Genomic DNA, 15,913 nt, shown 5'->3' on the forward strand with positions numbered 1-15,913 from the left:
TCCCTCTTATTCCGCGGCCATGGCCGGGGTGTGGGCCTGGATGACGCGCCACACCTTTTCCGGGGTGGCGGGCATGTCGATGTGGGTGACGCCGTAACCGGCGAGCGCGTTGACCACGGCGTTGATCACCGCCGCCGCCGCCCCGATGGTCCCGGCCTCGCCGCAGCCCTTCACGCCCAGCGGGTTGTGGGTGCAGGGCGCGTCCTCGTGATAGGCGACGGTGAAGGACGGCACGTCGTCGGCCCGCGGCATGCAGTAGTCCATGTACGAGCCGGTCAGAAGCTGCCCCGTCTCCTCGTCATAGACGCAGTTCTCGAACAGCGCCTGCCCGATGCCCTGGACGATGCCGCCGTGTACCTGCCCCTCGACGATCAGGGGGTTGATGACCCGCCCGAAATCGTCCACCGCGGTGAAGTTCAGGATCTTCGTCACACCGGTATCCGGGTCGATCTCCACCTCGCAGACGTGGCAGCCGTTGGGGTAGGTGAAGTTCTTGGGATCGTAGAACGCCTGTTCGTCCAGCCCCGGCTCCAGCTCGTCCAGGGGAAAATTGTGGGGGACATAGGCGGCCAGCGCGATCTCGCCGATGCTCACCCCCTTGTCGGTGCCGGCGACGGAGAAGCGGCCGTCCTTGACCTCGATGTCGGCTTCGGCGGCTTCCATCAGGTGGGCGGCGATCTTGCGGGCCTTGCGCTCCACCTTGTCCATGGCCTTGACCAGCGCCGAACCGCCCACCGCCAGCGACCGCGAGCCATAGGTGCCCATGCCGAAGGGGATCTTGGCGGTGTCGCCGTGGATGATGTCCACGTTTTCGATGGGGATGCCGAAGCGGTCGGCCACCAACTGGGCGAAGGTCGTCTCGTGCCCCTGCCCATGGCTGTGGGAGCCGGTGAAGACGCTGACCGACCCGGTGGGGTGGAAGCGCACCTCCGCCGATTCATAGAGGCCCGCCCGCGCGCCCAGGGCACCCGCGATGTTCGAGGGCGCAATGCCGCACGCCTCGATGTATGTCGCAAAGCCGATGCCGCGCAGCTTGCCGCGGGCCGCCGATTCCGCGCGCCGGGCGGGGAAGCCGGCGTAATCGACCATGGGCAGCGCCATGTCCAGGTTCTTGGCGAAATCGCCGGTGTCGTATTGCAGCGCCACCGGGGTCAGGTAGGGCATGGCCTCTTTTGCGATGAAGTTGCGGCGGCGCAGCTCGGTGGGGTCCATGCCCAGCTTCTGCGCGGCGATGTCCACCAGCCGTTCGATGAGGAAGCACGCCTCCGGCCGTCCGGCCCCGCGGTAGGCATCGACGGGGGCGGTGTTGGTGAAGACCGCCGTCACCTCCGCGTAAATCGCCGGGGTCTTGTACTGCCCCGCCAGCAGGGTGGCGTACAGGTACGTGGGGATGGAGGTGGAGAAGGTGGACAGGTACGCCCCCATGTTGGCGTCGGTCTTCACCCGCAACCCCAGGAAGTTGCCGTCGGCGTCCATGGCCAGTTCGGCGTGGCTGATGTGGTCGCGCCCGTGGGCGTCGGACAGGAAGCTTTCCGACCGCTCCGCCGTCCATTTGACCGGGCGCCCGACCTTCTTCGCCGCCCAGGTGACGATGGCCTCTTCCCCGTAATGGAAGATCTTGGACCCGAAGCCGCCGCCCACGTCGGGGGCCACCACCCGCAGCTTGTGTTCCGGGATGCCCAGAACGAAGGCGCCCATCAGCAGCCGGATGACGTGGGGGTTCTGCGACGTGGTGGTCAAGGTGTGTTCGCCGGTGGCGGGGTCGTATTCGCCCATGGCCGCCCGCGGTTCCATGGCGTTGGGCACCAGCCGGTTGTTCACCAGATCGATGGTGGCGACGTGGGATGCCTGGGCAAAGGCGGCGTCGGTGGCGGCCTTGTCGCCCAGGTGCCAGTCGTAGCAGACGTTGCCCGGCACGTCGTCGTGGACCCGTTCCGCCCTGCCGTCCAGGGCGGCGCGGATGGAGGCGACGGCGGGCCGCTCGGCGTAATCCACCGCGATCATCTCCGCCGCGTCCTTGGCCATGTCGCGGGTCTCGGCGATCACCACCGCCACGATGTCGCCCACATAGCGGGCGCGGTCACGGGCGATGGGGAAATGCGGCGGCTCCTTCATGGGGCTGCCGTCCTTGTTGTGGATCAGCCAGCCGCAGGGCAGGCCGTTCACCCCGTCGGCGGCCATGTCGGCCCCGGTGAAGACGTGGAGCACGCCGGGGGAGGCCAGCGCCCCCGACGGGTCGATGCCCAGAATCCCGGCGTGCGCGTGGGGTGAGCGCAGCATGTAGGCATAGGTCTGGTTGGGCCGGCCGATGTCGTCGGTGTAGGTGCCGCGCCCGGTCAGGAAACGCGCGTCTTCACGGCGGCGCACCGGGGCGCCGATGCCATTGGGGTTTGCCATCGCAAACATCCTTCCCTGATCCTGATAAGGGGCGCCGGTCACTCGGCCGCGGCCTTCACGGCGCCGCCGTTCATCGCGTCCGCCCCCGCCATCACCGCCTTGACGATGTTGTGATAGCCGGTGCAGCGGCAGATGTTCCCCTCCAGCCCCTCGCGGATCTCCGTCTCGGTGGGGGTGGGGTTGTCGCGGACCAGATCGACCGCGCTCATCACCATGCCGGTGGTACAGAACCCGCATTGCAGGCCGTGGTGCTCGCGGAACGCCGCCTGCATCGGGTGCAGGGTGCCGTCGGGGGCGGCCAGCCCCTCGATGGTGGTGACGGCGCAGCCGTCGGCCTGCACCGCCAGCATGGTGCAGGATTTCACCGACCGCCCGTCCAGATGGACGGTGCAGGCGCCGCACTGGCTGGTGTCGCAGCCGACGTGCGTGCCGGTCAGGTGCAGGGTGTCGCGAAGGAAATGCACGAGGAGGGTGCGCTCCTCCACCTCGCGCGTGACCGTTTTTCCGTTGACGGTCAACGTAACGGTGCATGCCATACCGTTTCCTCCCATATGGCCCTCGGCCTTGGACGGCGGCGGCTTTTTTTCCGATAACCCCGGTCAGACGGGCATAGGCCGGACGCCGGGGTTTCGAGCCGTTCCTTGCCGTGGGGATAAGGTTTGCACAGCCGCCGGGCCGGTCAAGGCGCCGTTCGGCCAGTATCCTTAAGCCAAAGGTCCGAATAATCGTCCAGCGGCTTGGCGGTTGGTTGAGGACAGGGTACAGTTGCTGACAAAATCAAACCAACAAGAACCCTTTACCTGGGAGGGGTAACCCGAATGAAGCGTATTCTCGGCATCCTTGGACTTTGCCTCACGCTTGCCGCACCTGCGAAAGCGGAAGAGTTCGTCACGGTCCTGACCGGCGGAACCAGCGGCGTCTACTATCCCCTTGGTGTTGCATTGCAAAACATCTATGGCAAGAGCATCCCGGGCGCCAAGACCTCGGTGCAGGCCACCAAGGCGTCGGTGGAGAACCTGAACCTGCTTCAGGCCGGGCGCGGGGAGATCGGCTTTTCGCTGGGCGATTCCCTGGGCGATGCCTGGGCGGGGGTGGAGGAGGCGGGCTTCAAGGCCAAGCTGACCAAGCTGCGCACCATCGCCGGCATCTACCCCAACTACATCCAGATCGTCGCCAGCGGTGAATCGGGCATCAAGACCCTGGCCGACCTGAAGGGCAAGCGGGTGTCGGTGGGCGCGCCGAAATCGGGGACGGAGCTGAACGCACGCGCCATCTTCGGCGCCGCCGGGCTGGGGTACAAGGATTTCGCCAAGACCGAATACCTTCCCTTCGCCGAATCGGTCGATCTGATGAAGAACCGGCAGTTGGACGCCACGCTGATCTCCGCCGGGCTGGGTGTGGCGGCGGTGAAGGATCTGGCGGCGTCGCTGCCCATCACCATCGTCACCATTCCGGCGGATGTGGTGCAGAAGGTGGGCAACGCCGCCTACATCCCCGAGGTGATCCCCGCCGGCACCTACAGCGGCCAGGACGCCGACATCGCCACCGCCGCCGTGCGCAACTTCCTCGTCACCCATTCCGGGGTGCCGGATGCCACGGCCTACGCCATGACCAAGGGGCTGTTCGAGCATCTGGACCTGCTGTCGGCGGCCCATGCGGCGGCCAAGGGCATCGCGCTGAACGCCGGGGCGGCCACATCGCCGGTGCCGCTGCATCCGGGGGCCGAGAAATTCTACAAGGAAAAGGGGCTGTTGCCGTAAGCGCGGGCCACGGACGAAAGACGTGCAGCCATGACCGCATCCCCCCATTCCCCGGCGGGCGACAACCCGCTGGATGCCGATCTTGAGGCACGCGCTGCCCTGGACCGGGAAAACCCCGCCGGCCTCGTCGCGTTCGACGGGGTTGACGGCAAGATTCTCTTTCTCATCGCCGTGGTCTTCGCCCTGTTCCAGGTGTGGACCGCGGCCTTCAGCCCGCTGTCCAGTCTGGTGGTGCGGTCGGTCCATGTGGGCTTTCTGCTGCTGCTGACCTATTGCCTGTTCGGGTTCGGCAACCAGCCGCAAAAGCGGGTGCCGTGGCACGGGTGGCTGCTGGGCGGGCTGTCGTTCGCCATCGGCCTCTATCATTGGGTGTTCGAGGCCGACCTGATCCAGCGGGCCGGCGATCCCACCACCACCGACCTTGTGGTCGGGGCCGTCGGCATCATCCTGGTGTTCGAAGCGGCGCGGCGGCTGATGGGGTGGGTGCTGCCGATCATCTGCGGCGTGTTCATCCCCTATGCCCTGCTCGGGCCGTGGCTGCCGTTCGGGCTGTCCCACCGCGGGTTCGGCTGGGACCAGATCATCGACCAGCTTTATTTCTCCACCGAAGGCGTGTTCGGCACGCCGGTCTATGTGTCATCCACCTTCATCTTTTTGTTCATCCTGTTCGGTGCCTTTCTGGAACGGGCGGGAATGATCAAGCTGTTCAACGACGTGTCGCTGGGGCTGGTGGGCCATGCCAAGGGCGGCCCGGCCAAGGTGGCGGTGATCTCGTCGGGGTTCATGGGCACCATCAACGGGTCGGGTGTCGCCAACGTGCTGACCACGGGGCAGTTCACCATCCCGCTGATGACCCGTTTCGGTTATCGCCCCGCCTTTGCCGGCGCGGTGGAGGCGACGGCCAGCATGGGCGGGCAGTTGATGCCCCCGGTCATGGGCGCCGCCGCCTTCATCATGGCGGAAACCATCGGGGTGCCCTACAGCGAGGTGGCGCTGGCCGCGACCATTCCCGCCATCCTCTATTTCGCCAGCGCCTTCTGGATGGTGCATCTGGAGGCGGGCAAGCGCAATCTGGTGGGCCTGCCGCGCAGCGAATGCCCCAGCGCGCTGAATGCGCTGATCGAGGGGTGGTATCTGGTGCTGCCGCTGGCGGCCCTGGTCTATCTGCTGTTTTCCGGGTTCACGCCGCTGTTTGCCGGCGTGATCGGGCTGGCGGCCACCGCCACCTTGATTTTGGGCGCGCGGGTGTCGGGGGTGCTGCCGGGCATGGCGCTGCGGGCACTGTTCTGGGTGGGGCTGGGTCTGGCCGCCGCCGGTCTGTGGCGGCTGGGCCTGCGCACCGAGGAAATGGCCTTTCTCATCATCGCCCTGCTGATCGTGCCGTGCCTGTTCGTCCGTGGCGGGCGGGAGACGATCTCCATCCTGGTTCATGCGCTGGCGGAGGGGGCGAAGAACGCGCTGGGCGTCGGGGTGGCCTGTGCCCTGGTGGGGGTGCTGATCGGCATCCTGTCCCTGACCGGGCTGGCGTCCAGCGTGGCGGGGGCCATCGTCGATCTGGCGGGCGGCAATCTGCTGCTGGCGCTGATTTTGACCATGATCGCCTGCATCGTGCTGGGGACCGGGCTGCCCACCACCGCGAACTACATCATCACCGCGTCCATCGCCGCCCCGGCGCTGCTGCAGATGGGCGTGCCGCTGATCGTGTCGCACATGTTCTGCTTCTACTTCGGCATCATGGCCGACCTGACGCCGCCGGTGGCGCTGGCGGCCCTGGCCGCATCGTCCATCGCGCGGGCGGGGCACATGGAGATCGGGTGGATCGCCACCCGCATCGCCATGGCCGGCTATGTGGTGCCGTTCATGGCGGTCTATGACCCGGCGCTGATGCTCCAGACCGACAACCCGTGGGCCGTGGCCTATATGGTGGTCAAGGCATGCCTGGGCATCATGCTGTGGGGGGCGGCCACCATCGGCTATCTGCTGGCGCCCATGACGTGGGTGGAGCGGGGCGTGGCGGCGGCGGGGGCGTTCCTGTTCGTGCTGGCCCTGCCGGTGACGGACGAGGCGGGCTTCGTCATCACGGTTGCCCTGACCGGCTGGCAGTGGTGGCGGTCGCGGCGGGTGGCGGAACTGGCCCGGTGAGTGCGGTCTGCCTGTTCACCCTGGCGGGGGCGCTGCTGGCGTCCTTGCCGGGGGACACCATCACCCTGTCCTGGACCCATTCCATCGAAAAGACCGAATGGCGGGAGGTCTGGCGGGCCGAGGACGGGCGGCTGACCCCGGTGGAAGCCCGCATCAAGGGCTTCGGCGCCGGCATGGAACCTCCGCCGGACGCCCGCCTGTCCGGCGGCTGGCTGGTCTGGCGCCCGGCGGCCCCGCCGTCGGGACGTCTGGTGCTGGCGGCCTCGTCCTTCACCCCCGACCACACGCTGTGTGTCTCCGGGCAATGCCGGGCCCTGCACCGCTGGACAGGCGGCGGGGATGGGGAGGAACCGCTCGTGATTGCGGCCTGTGCGCCGCCCTAATTCCTTATCCCGCCATCCGGGGCAGGCCGGCGATTTCCAGGATCAGCTTGTTGCGCAGGGCCTCGGCGAAGTTTTCCCGGCTGTCCACCGTTCGGACGAAGGCGTTGGGGCCGGTGATCACGGTCTCACGGTAATAGCCTTCCAGCCAGTCGAACTCATCCAGGATCGCCAGGGCATTGATCCCGATCCCGCGGGTGTCGGCGCGCGCGCGCGCCGCCAGCGGGTCGATGCCGGTGTTGGAAAAGCCGTTGGACACCAGATCGATCACCCGCCGCGCCCCCAGCACGCCGGCCCCGCCGAACAGGTCCATGGCTCCGTAAAGGGCGCTGCCGATGGCGGTGGAGTCCGGCCTGTCGTCGCGCGGGGCGGCGTCGGTGGCGGTGGCGAAGCGGGAGGCCGCCTCGGCGCTTTCGATCACCGTCCACGGCACCAGCGTGCGCAGCGTGTTGGGGCCGGAGAAGGAACACAGGGTCACCGCCGTGGCGGTCATCGCCGCGGCCTCCGCCACCGCCGGATCGCGGAAGGCGGCGGCATGGCCCTGCAACTGGAACTCCAGCGCGCCCTCGCTGATGCTGGCCGAGCCGTCCACCAGCAACACCAGTTCCAGCCCCACACGCTTGATCTTGCGGACGGGTGCGGAGGCTTTCGGCTTGGCCGCGGGCGCGTCGGCGTGGGACGGGAGACCGGGCAGGGCGGCGGCCACCCCCAGCAGGGACAGCGTGGTCAAAAGGCGGCGGCGGGTGGTCATGTCCGGCGGTATCGCGTGTGGCCTAGCGGGTGTGGTCCAGGGCGTGGCGCACCACCTTGCGCATGACCGAGGGCAGGGCCTCCCCCTTCAGCGCGCCGATGGGCACCCAATAGCCGTCGGCGGCGGGCCAGTTGTCCCCGGCCTCCCCGGCGGTGACGGTAAGATCCAGGTGAAAATGGCTGAAAGTATGGCGGACCGAGCCGGGCAGCGGGCGCCACGGCACCCGGGCCAGGGGGGCGGCGGCCTGCACCGCCGCCGGTGTGGGCGGCCCGCCGGCTTCCCACGGGGTCGAGGGCACCTCGGCCATGCCGCCCAAAAGCCCGGTGGGCGGGCGGCGGCGCAGCAGCACCGCCATTGCCGATTCCAGCCAGAAGGCCACGCCGTGGCGGGTGGGCTTGTCGGCCTTGGCCGTGCGGGCGGGCAGGGTCTCGGCGATGCCCATCCGTGTCGCCTCGCAGGCGTGGGACACTGGGCAGATCAGGCATTGCGGCTTGCGCGGGGTGCAGACCGTGGCCCCGAGATCCATCATGGCCTGGGCATAGTCGCCCGGACGGGTGTCCGGCGTCAGGGTGGCGGCCAGGGCGCGCAGCCGCGGTTTCACCCCCGGCAGCGGGTCGGTGACGGCGAAGACGCGGGCCACCACCCGTTCCACATTGCCGTCCACCACCGTGGCCTTACGCCCGAAGGCGATGGCGGCCACGGCGGCGGCGGTGTAGGCGCCCACGCCGGGCAGGTCCAGCAGTGCCGTCTCATCATCGGGGAAGCGCCCCCCCAGCCGCTCGTTCACATGGCGGGCACAGGCGTGCAGGTTGCGGGCGCGGGCGTAGTAGCCGAGCCCGGCCCAGGCGGCCAGCACGTCGTCCAGCGGCGCTTCGGCCAGATGGCGCACCGTGGGCCAGCGCTGAAGGAAGGTCAGGAAATAGGGGGCCGCAGCCACCACCGTGGTCTGCTGCAGCATGATTTCCGACAGCCAGACCCGGTATGGGTCGGCCCGTTCCCCCGGCGGGGCGCGCCAGGGCAGGGTGCGGCGGTGGCTGTCGTACCAGCCGAGAAGACGGGCGGCGAAATCGGTGCGGTCGGTCATGGCCAACACATAGCACGCCCCCGCCGCCGATGGTGGCGGCGGATTGTGCGATGGGCTATGCCCTGACGGCCTGTCCGTGCCGGAGATCCCATCCCGTGTTCGCGCCGAAGCCGCTGTCCCACGACGTCCTCGCCCCCGATGGCTTGCCGGCCACGCCGTGGCGTTTCCTGTGGCTGTTCATCCGCCGCCGCTTCCTGGGGCGCACGCTGCTGTTGAACCTGATGGCGGCGGGCGGGGTCGGCACCATGGGTATGGAGCCGGTGGCGATGAAGGCGCTGGTCGATGCCCTGTCCGGTGACCGCGCGGCGGGATGGACGGGGGAGGTGCTGTTCTGGTTCGTGATGCTGGGTGTCCTGTGGGTGGTGTCGGCCCTGTTCAACCGCGGGCGGGAGATCGTGGACATCTATACCTCCCCCGCCATGCGGCACGAGATCCAATACACCCTGTTCAGCCATCTGATCGGCCATTCGCCCCGCTATTTTCAGGACAATTTCGCCGGCAAGCTGGGGCAGAAGGTCAAGCAGGCGGGGCAGAGCGCGGTCCAGCTTCTGGAATTCGTGTCCAACGACGTGATCCGCATCGTCCTGGTGCTGTCCATCGCGCTGACGCTGCTCTATGGCGCCAACACCTTCTTCGCCGTGCTGCTGGTGGGGTGGACGGTGGTGCAATTGGGGGTGTCGGCGCTGCTGGCCCGGCGCTGCCTGGCCCTGTCCCACCATTTTGCCGAAGAGGTGTCGGCGTCGTCCGGGGCCATGGTGGACGTGCTGAGCAATGTGGAACTGGTGCGCGCCTTCGTGCGCACACCGTTCGAGATGGGCCGTCTGGCCCAGGCACTGGATGGCGAGGCGGCGGCGTCCCAGCACCAGCGCTGGTTCCTGACGCTCATGTGGTTCATCCTGTTCAACGCGCTGCTGGTGTTCCAGATCACGCTTCTGGGGCTGGCGGTGCGGGAGGCGCTGGCCGGGCGCATGTCGGTGGGCGATTTCGCCATGGTGTTCTCGCTGGCCAGTCTGGTGGGCATCAACGTGTGGTCGCTGTCGTCGCGGATGCTGCATTTCTTCGACCAGTTGGGCGTGCTGGCCGGATCGCTCAGCGATATCGTGGTGCCGCACGCCATCACCGACAAACCCGGCGCTCCGGCCCTGGGGGTGACGGCGGGGGCCATCACCCTGGACGGCATCGTGTTCGACCACGGCGACGGCAGCCCGGTGTTCCACGGCCTGTCGCTCGACATCCGTGCGGGTGAGAAGGTGGCGCTGGTCGGCCCGTCGGGGGCGGGCAAGAGCACGCTGGTCAAGCTGCTGCGCCGCCAGTTCGACCCCCAGGGCGGGCGGGTGCTGATCGACGGGCAGGACGTGGCGGGGGTGACCCTGGCCTCCCTCAACGGGGCGGTGGCCGAGGTGCCGCAGTCCCCGGCGCTGTTCCACCGCACCATCCGCGAGAACATCGCCTATGCCCGCCCCGAGGCCACGGAGGAGGAGATCGTCGCCGCCGCCCGCAAGGCCCATTGCCACGGTTTCATCATGCGGCGCGGTGCCGGCTATGACGCGGTGGTGGGGGAGCAGGGCGTGCGCCTGTCGGGCGGCGAGCGCCAGCGCATCGCCATCGCCCGCGCCTTTCTGAAGAACGCCCCCATCCTGGTGCTGGACGAGGCCACCTCGGCCCTGGATTCCGAGACGGAGCACCTGATCCAGGGCGCCTTGTGGGATCTGTTCCAGGGCCGCACGGTGATCGCCATCGCCCACCGCCTGTCCACCGTCACCGGCATGGACCGCATCCTCTATCTGGAGGAAGGCCGGGTGCTGGAAAGCGGCAGCCACGCGGAACTGATGGCGCAGGACGGGCGTTACGCCCGCCTGTGGAACCGGCAGGTGGGTGGGTTCCTGCAGGATTGAGGCCGGGGCGCCCGGTTCAGAACCCCTCTACCGGGGCGGGATCACTCCCCCGCCGGCCGTTCCAGCGTGACGAAGCGGCCGAAGCGGTGGAAGTCCTTGGACGAGCCGCCGGCCAGGATCATCTCGGCGATGCGGTCCACGTCCTGGGCCACGAAGCCGCACAGGCTGTCGATGCCGTAATCGAACAGACGCGGGGTCAGTGGTGTGCCGGGGCCGATCAGCGCCACCCGCGCGCCGCGCGCCGCGCTCAAGAGGCCGGGCAGGGTGCGGTTGGCCAGGGCCGAGGCGGTGATGGCCGCCCCCTCCGCCCCCGCCAGCAGCCAATCGCCCGCCGTCGCCGGGTATTCCCCCGGCTTGGGCGCGAAATCCACCACCTGGGCGTGGGGCAGGCGTTTCCGGATGCCGGGGAAGCTGCCGATCACCACCACCCGGCCCGTGGCGTCACGGAACAGGTCCAGCCCGTTACCGCCGCTGCCGGTCACGCCGGAATGGTTGTAGAAGGCGTTCAGCGCCGCGACACCGGATGCCACCGTCAGCGGATCCCACCCGCTGGCCGCCTGTTCCGCCAGTTCCATCAGGCCCCGGCCCACCCAGCGCTCCGGCGGCGGCAGCGGGTCGTTCAGCGTCACCGCGGGGCGGGAGGCGAGGCCGATGCGGTCGCCCGCATCCACCATGATCCATTGCGCGCCGATCACCACCCGGCGGATCTCGGCCCGGCGGATCTCGGGGTCACCCTCCACCCCCAGCGCAAGATCGCGGTAGAGCCGGTGCGGTCCCCACCAGCGCCAGAGAGACGCCATATCGGGGCACAGGAGGTCGGTGTGGCCGCCCGTGAACGTCACCCAGTCGGTGGTGAAGCGGCTGCCGACGCTGGTCAGCACCGGCATGCCGTCGGCCATGGCCGCCAGCATCTCGGCGGACAGGCCGCTGCCCCCGGCTTCCAGCCCGGCGAACTTGTTGACGATCAGCAGGTCGGCGCCGCCGCCCAGCGCCCGGCGCAGCACGCCGCTGGCCTCCGCCACCCCCATCGGGTCAACCTTGCACGATTGGGAGCCGGAGCCGAGGTTCTGGGTGATGTTGTAGGCGTGGCCGGTGGCCACATCCACCAGTTCCATCCGCTCGGCGCAATCGTCGATGGCCCCGGTGTTGCGCTGTATCACCCCCTCCACCCGGAAGCCGCGGGCAATTAGGGTGGCGGCGAAGCGCTGGAGAAGCCGGTCCACCTCCTGCGAGCCGGGGCCGTGCAGGACGGCACCGGGGCGCAGCGGCGGCGGGGATGCGGGCGGGAAACATTCCATGACGCCTTATTCCCCCCGGCGGATGTGATAGATGAACACGCCGTCCTTCTGCTCGTATCCCAGCAGTTCGTTGCTGGTGATGTTGCAGAAGTGGCGGAAGTCGATGACGGAGGCCGGATCGGTGACATAGACCTTCACCTCGTCGCCCACCGCCAGCGTGTTCAGCAGGGCGCGCGTGCGCAGGATCGGCAAGGGACAGGACAGCCCCTTCACATCCAACTCGTTCATGGTCTGGGCAACGCTCCGGTTTGGCCTGTTGCCCGAACCTTACCGCCAACGGGCGGCTCTCTCCAAGCCTGCGGTCATGGAAAATTGTTTATGAGCGAAACATATGGAGCTTGTCGGGGCTCTGCTTGGCCGCCGGCTTGTGGGCGGCGATGGCGTTGGCGATGGCCTCCAGCCCCGTGCGCCGCCCGCCCGCCGGCACCACCAGCGCCACCCCGCTGACGCTGAGCATGGGAAAGCGCCGCGGGGTGCCGTCGCGGTCCTTGCCCAGAAAGAAGCCGCTGTCGCGGGTGGCGGCGTCGTACAGGCTTTCCGCGTCGGACCGGAACCGCTCGATCAACTCGATCAGGCGGACCCGCGCCGCGTCCTCCGCCATGCCGGACAGGGCCAGGAAGAAATCGTCGCCGCCGATGTGGCCGGCAAAGCCGTTGTGGGTGGCCGCCAGCACCTTCAGCCGTTCGCTGAACATCAGGATGGCCCGGTCCCCCTGGCGGAAGCCGAAGCAGTCGTTGAACGGCTTGAAATAGTCGAAATCCAGATAGGCCAGGACGTGGTCCTCGTCCGTCCGGTCCAGCAGGGATTCGATGTGCCGCCCGATGGCGGCGTTGCCGGGCAGGCGGGTCAGCGGGTTCTGGTCGGTGGCGCTGGCCAGATTGTGTTCGTGCACCAGCCGCAGCAGCGCCGAACTGCTCAGGAACCCCACATATTCCCCGCTCTCCACGATGAGCACGCCGTCGGAGGCGGACTCCTCCGAAAACGCCTCCACCACCCGTTCCAGCGGCGTGCCCACGTCGCAGACGGGGCAGGACACCACGAAATCCAACAGGCTGTTGGCGTTCGACCGGTTGCGTAGCAGGTCGGCGCCATAACGGGAATAGACGAAGGGTTTCAGGTCGCGCTCGCGGATCAGGCCGACGGGCGCGCGGGCGGCGTCCACCACCGGCACCGCCAGCGGCGCCTTGAGGTTGGCGAAATACTCCAGCAGCGTGGCCTTGGGCGAATCCACCCGCAAGGGGGGGATGGGGTCCATCACCTCGAACAGCCGCGTGCGGGCCGCCGACGGCTGGCGCCGGTCCTCGCCGTTCAGGGTCTCCGCCACGGCGCAGGTGCGGGGCAGGGCGTCCGGGTCGGTCACCGGGCGGCCCAGCAGATACCCCTGGCCGAAATCACAGCCGATGTCGCGGCAGGTGTAGAATTCGGCCGCCGTTTCGATCCCTTCCGCCACCGTCACGATACCCAGCGCGTGGGCATAACCCACCAGATAGCTGACGATGGCCCGCTTGCGCAGGTCGCGGTCGATGCCGGCGACGAAGAAGCGGTCGATCTTCACGAAATCGGGCCGGGTCTCGTACAGCAGCTTCAGCCCGGCGAATCCGACGCCGAAATCGTCCAGCGCCACGGCGATGCCCGACGCCCGGCACTGCCCGATCGCCGTTTCCACCGCCGCCGTGTCGGCCACGGGCCGCGCTTCGGAGATCTCATGCACCACGGGCACGGGTTGCCCGGCGGCGGCGGTCACCAGGGCGTCGGTGGTGCCGATCAGCCGGGCGTCCACGTTCAGGAACAGCCGCACGTCGGGGCCGGGGCTGAGGCCGCGGAACCGCGCGATGGCCTTGGCGTGCAGCGCCGCTTCCACCCGCGCCAGCCAGCCGTCGGCGTGGGCGGCGTCCAGAAGGGCCGCAATGGTGGAGAACCCCGCCGTGTCCCACCCGCGCATCAGCGCTTCGAAGCCGTGGCAGCGCCCTGTGCGCAACTGCACGATGGGCTGAAACGCATGGGTGACGGCCGCGGTTACCGCCGGCCAGTCGTGGGGGGCCGGGGCATGGGGCTGGGTGTGATGCGCATGGGGGACAGGGAACAGGGCCACCGTGTCCCGTTCCGCATTGTGCCGCTGCTGCATGGCGCCCCCCTTCGTTCCGGCACCATCGTCCCGGCTGGGGGGAGTATAGCCTGCGGGTATTTCGGATTTATGGCGGATTGCGGTTTTCCACGGCGATACGTTTCGCGGTGGCCCATCATCACAGCCGCACGGTGCCCATGGGGTGGCCGGGTATCAGGAGCGGACGGTGGTGGTCATGTTGCGCAACCGCCGCATGGGCTTGGGCGGCGTGGGAGAATCAGAGAAATCGGGCAGGGCGGGAACGCGCTGACACACCTTGCGGATGCGCACGGCGGTTTCCTCAAGCTGTTCCAGCACCTCCGGTTCCACTTTTTCGGCGAATTGGGGGCGGCTCAGCTTTTCGCGCACCTCGTCGATGTTGCGCAGTTCCGGCTCGAACAGCTCGCGTGCGCCGATGGGCAGCAACTGGTCTTCCGGCATCGACAGGAAATAGGTGTGCATGGACCGGATCAGCACCCGCGTCAGCAGAATGTCCATCCGCTCGAACTCCACCCGCAGATCGTCGATGCGGGCGGTGGGCATGCTGTTGAACCGCTCCTCGGTCAGCGCGACCAGGGAGCGCACCTCCTCCACCTTCTTGCGGAAGTCGAGGAAGGAGGCGAAGCGGTTGTCCTTCATGTCGCGCTGAGCGCGGACGGAAAGCTGCATCGCTTCCCGTGCCTGCCGTTCGATGGCGTTCAGCAGAGCCTTGGCGTCTTCCCGGCGGTAGCCGGGTTTCGTCTCGGCCGCTTTCCAGTCCTGCATCGGCCCTCACCCCCGCGTGAGCAGTCAGTGTGACGGGAAAGGTTTAAGAAAGTTTTATTCGACTTCGGATGATATAAAATCGAAATCGTCAGGTGGCAAGCCCAACCGCCGTGTCCAGCCCGTCAGGCCAGATCCAGGATGACCGGGGTGTGGTCGGATGCCTTTTCCTGCCCGCGGGGGCCGCGGTCGATGGTGCAGGCGGCCAGCCGGTCGGCGGCCTGGGGCGACAGCAGGAAATGGTCGATGCGCAGGCCCTTGTCCCGCGGCCAGCACCCCGCCTGATAATCCCAGAAGGTATAGGCGTGATCGTCGCCGTGCAGCGCCCGGTACGCCTCCGTGTAGCCGAGATTAAGGATGGTGCGGAAGGCGGCGCGCGTTTCGGGCCGGAACAGGGCGTCGGTGATCCACCCGGCGGGGTCATAGACGTCGCGGGGGGCGGGAATGACGTTGTAATCGCCGCCCAGCACCACCGGCATCTCCGATTCCAGCAGCTTTTTCGCGTGCTCCCGCAGCCGGGTCATCCAGCGCAGCTTGTAATCATACTTGTCCCCCGGCGACGGGTTGCCGTTGGGCAGGTAGAGCGATGCGATGCGCACGCCCTGGACCGTGGCCTCAACATAGCGGGCCTGTTCGTCCTCCGGCTCGCCGGGCAGGCGCTCGATCACGTCTTCGATCGGGTGGCGCGACAGCAGGGCGACGCCGTTGTACGCCTTTTGCCCCACCACCGCCGCCTGATAGCCGAGATCGGCGAAGGCGGCGGTGGGGAACAGACCCGTTTCGCACTTGATCTCCTGGAACAGCACCACATCGGGGTTGGTTTCCGCCAGCCAGCCGGTGATGTTGCCCAGCCGCGTGCGGACGGAATTCACGTTCCAGGTGACAATACGCAACGGGAAAGGCCCTTTGTATGTTTGTTAGATGCCGAAGGAGTTGCCGCAGCCGCAGGACGACTTGGCGTTGGGGTTCTTGATCTGGAAGGACGCGCCCATCAGATCCTCCACGTAATCCAGCACGGCACCGTCCAGCAGGTCCAGCGAACAATCGTCGGTGACCACCGGCGTGCCGTTGTGGCTGAACACCACGTCGTCGTCGTTGACCGCGGCGTCGAACCCGAACCCGTACTGGAAACCGGAGCACCCGCCCCCCGACACGGTGAGACGCAGGCGCACGCCCGGTGCATCTTCCCGCGCGATCAGGAAGGCGACGCGCCTGGCGGCACTGTCGGTGATGGCAAAGCCGCGCCCGGCGGCAACCTCGGCGCCGGATTCGATGGTGGCCGGTGCCAGAGCGGCGGCGGGAAGGGTGGCGGTATCGCTCATACGGGAAGGCTCCCTGGG

General features: G+C 68.2%; 14 protein-coding genes. 4 read left to right on the forward strand and 10 right to left on the reverse strand.

Annotated elements, in window-relative coordinates; all coding sequences use genetic code 11:
- Nucleotides 1-6: 6 nt before the first annotated feature.
- Complete coding sequence (locus M2352_RS09610; protein ID WP_264664272.1) at nucleotides 7-2,397, reverse strand: xanthine dehydrogenase family protein molybdopterin-binding subunit; 2,391 nt, start codon at nucleotides 2,395-2,397, stop codon at nucleotides 7-9.
- Nucleotides 2,398-2,435: 38 nt separating this feature from the next.
- Nucleotides 2,436-2,933, reverse strand: coding sequence for a (2Fe-2S)-binding protein (locus tag M2352_RS09615; RefSeq protein ID WP_264664273.1), 498 nt, complete (start codon nucleotides 2,931-2,933; stop codon nucleotides 2,436-2,438).
- A 282-nt stretch (nucleotides 2,934-3,215) separates the two neighbouring features.
- Here M2352_RS09615 and M2352_RS09620 point away from each other — a divergent pair, with 282 nt between their 5' ends.
- Genes M2352_RS09620 through M2352_RS09630 form a run of 3 tightly spaced genes read left to right on the forward strand, consistent with a single transcriptional unit; the run spans nucleotide 3,216 to nucleotide 6,682 of the window.
- Nucleotides 3,216-4,157, forward strand: coding sequence for a TAXI family TRAP transporter solute-binding subunit (locus M2352_RS09620; RefSeq protein WP_264664274.1), 942 nt, complete (start codon nucleotides 3,216-3,218; stop codon nucleotides 4,155-4,157).
- A 30-nt stretch (nucleotides 4,158-4,187) separates the two neighbouring features.
- Nucleotides 4,188-6,299, forward strand: a complete 2,112-nt coding sequence (locus M2352_RS09625; protein WP_264664275.1) for a TRAP transporter permease — start codon at nucleotides 4,188-4,190, stop codon at nucleotides 6,297-6,299.
- Nucleotides 6,296-6,682 carry a DUF1850 domain-containing protein gene (locus M2352_RS09630; RefSeq protein WP_264664276.1) on the forward strand — a complete coding sequence of 129 codons (387 nt, stop codon included), beginning with the start codon at nucleotides 6,296-6,298 and terminating at the stop codon, nucleotides 6,680-6,682. The genes M2352_RS09625 and M2352_RS09630 overlap by 4 nt, the downstream gene beginning before the upstream one ends.
- A 4-nt stretch (nucleotides 6,683-6,686) precedes the next feature.
- Here the strand turns inward: M2352_RS09630 and M2352_RS09635 are convergent, their stop codons facing one another.
- Both M2352_RS09635 and mutY read right to left on the reverse strand, forming a co-directional pair.
- Nucleotides 6,687-7,430, reverse strand: coding sequence for a DUF1194 domain-containing protein (locus M2352_RS09635; RefSeq protein WP_264664277.1), 744 nt, complete (start codon nucleotides 7,428-7,430; stop codon nucleotides 6,687-6,689).
- A 22-nt stretch (nucleotides 7,431-7,452) separates the two neighbouring features.
- Nucleotides 7,453-8,514, reverse strand: coding sequence for an A/G-specific adenine glycosylase (gene mutY / locus M2352_RS09640; RefSeq protein WP_264664278.1), 1,062 nt, complete (start codon nucleotides 8,512-8,514; stop codon nucleotides 7,453-7,455).
- A 95-nt stretch (nucleotides 8,515-8,609) separates the two neighbouring features.
- On the opposite strand from mutY, the gene M2352_RS09645 reads away from it, so the two are divergent.
- The gene (locus tag M2352_RS09645) at nucleotides 8,610-10,409 is read left to right on the forward strand and encodes an ABC transporter ATP-binding protein (RefSeq protein ID WP_264664279.1); all 1,800 of its coding nucleotides are present in this window, start codon (nucleotides 8,610-8,612) and stop codon (nucleotides 10,407-10,409) included.
- A gap of 41 nt (nucleotides 10,410-10,450) precedes the next feature.
- Here M2352_RS09645 and M2352_RS09650 read toward each other — a convergent pair whose 3' ends face one another.
- From M2352_RS09650 to erpA, 6 genes are all read right to left on the reverse strand, one after another.
- Nucleotides 10,451-11,707, reverse strand: coding sequence for a DUF2478 domain-containing protein (locus tag M2352_RS09650; RefSeq protein ID WP_264664280.1), 1,257 nt, complete (start codon nucleotides 11,705-11,707; stop codon nucleotides 10,451-10,453).
- A gap of 6 nt (nucleotides 11,708-11,713) precedes the next feature.
- Nucleotides 11,714-11,935 (reverse strand): sulfurtransferase TusA family protein, encoded by a 222-nt coding sequence (locus M2352_RS09655; RefSeq protein WP_264664281.1) that lies wholly within the window; start codon nucleotides 11,933-11,935, stop codon nucleotides 11,714-11,716.
- 88 nt (nucleotides 11,936-12,023) lie between these two features.
- Nucleotides 12,024-13,832: a GGDEF domain-containing protein gene (locus tag M2352_RS09660; RefSeq protein ID WP_264664282.1), complete on the reverse strand. Its 1,809-nt coding sequence runs from the start codon at nucleotides 13,830-13,832 to the stop codon at nucleotides 12,024-12,026.
- Nucleotides 13,833-13,985: 153 nt separating this feature from the next.
- Nucleotides 13,986-14,576, reverse strand: coding sequence for a hypothetical protein (locus M2352_RS09665; protein ID WP_264664283.1), 591 nt, complete (start codon nucleotides 14,574-14,576; stop codon nucleotides 13,986-13,988).
- Between the two features lie 122 nt (nucleotides 14,577-14,698).
- Complete coding sequence (locus M2352_RS09670) at nucleotides 14,699-15,466, reverse strand: exodeoxyribonuclease III (protein ID WP_264664284.1); 768 nt, start codon at nucleotides 15,464-15,466, stop codon at nucleotides 14,699-14,701.
- 24 nt (nucleotides 15,467-15,490) lie between these two features.
- A complete protein-coding gene (gene erpA / locus M2352_RS09675) occupies nucleotides 15,491-15,895 on the reverse strand; it encodes an iron-sulfur cluster insertion protein ErpA (protein ID WP_264664285.1) in 405 nt (134 codons plus the stop codon).
- Nucleotides 15,896-15,913 lie beyond the last annotated feature (18 nt).

It is taken from the genome of Azospirillum fermentarium (assembly GCF_025961205.1).
GTDB classification, from domain to species: Bacteria; Pseudomonadota; Alphaproteobacteria; order Azospirillales; family Azospirillaceae; genus Azospirillum; species Azospirillum fermentarium.

What these genes read in the sequence shown, in the direction of transcription:
- M2352_RS09610 (WP_264664272.1), bottom strand. Translation starts at nt 2,397, where the DNA reads ATGGCAAACCCCAATGGCATCGGCGCCCCGGTGCGCCGCCGTGAAGAC.
- M2352_RS09615 (WP_264664273.1), bottom strand. Translation starts at nt 2,933, where the DNA reads ATGGCATGCACCGTTACGTTGACCGTCAACGGAAAAACGGTCACGCGC.
- M2352_RS09620 (WP_264664274.1), top strand. Translation starts at nt 3,216, where the DNA reads ATGAAGCGTATTCTCGGCATCCTTGGACTTTGCCTCACGCTTGCCGCA.
- M2352_RS09625 (WP_264664275.1), top strand. Translation starts at nt 4,188, where the DNA reads ATGACCGCATCCCCCCATTCCCCGGCGGGCGACAACCCGCTGGATGCC.
- M2352_RS09635 (WP_264664277.1), bottom strand. Translation starts at nt 7,430, where the DNA reads ATGACCACCCGCCGCCGCCTTTTGACCACGCTGTCCCTGCTGGGGGTG.
- mutY (WP_264664278.1), bottom strand. Translation starts at nt 8,514, where the DNA reads ATGACCGACCGCACCGATTTCGCCGCCCGTCTTCTCGGCTGGTACGAC.
- M2352_RS09650 (WP_264664280.1), bottom strand. Translation starts at nt 11,707, where the DNA reads ATGGAATGTTTCCCGCCCGCATCCCCGCCGCCGCTGCGCCCCGGTGCC.
- M2352_RS09655 (WP_264664281.1), bottom strand. Translation starts at nt 11,935, where the DNA reads ATGAACGAGTTGGATGTGAAGGGGCTGTCCTGTCCCTTGCCGATCCTG.
- M2352_RS09660 (WP_264664282.1), bottom strand. Translation starts at nt 13,832, where the DNA reads ATGCAGCAGCGGCACAATGCGGAACGGGACACGGTGGCCCTGTTCCCT.
- M2352_RS09665 (WP_264664283.1), bottom strand. Translation starts at nt 14,576, where the DNA reads ATGCAGGACTGGAAAGCGGCCGAGACGAAACCCGGCTACCGCCGGGAA.
- erpA (WP_264664285.1), bottom strand. Translation starts at nt 15,895, where the DNA reads ATGAGCGATACCGCCACCCTTCCCGCCGCCGCTCTGGCACCGGCCACC.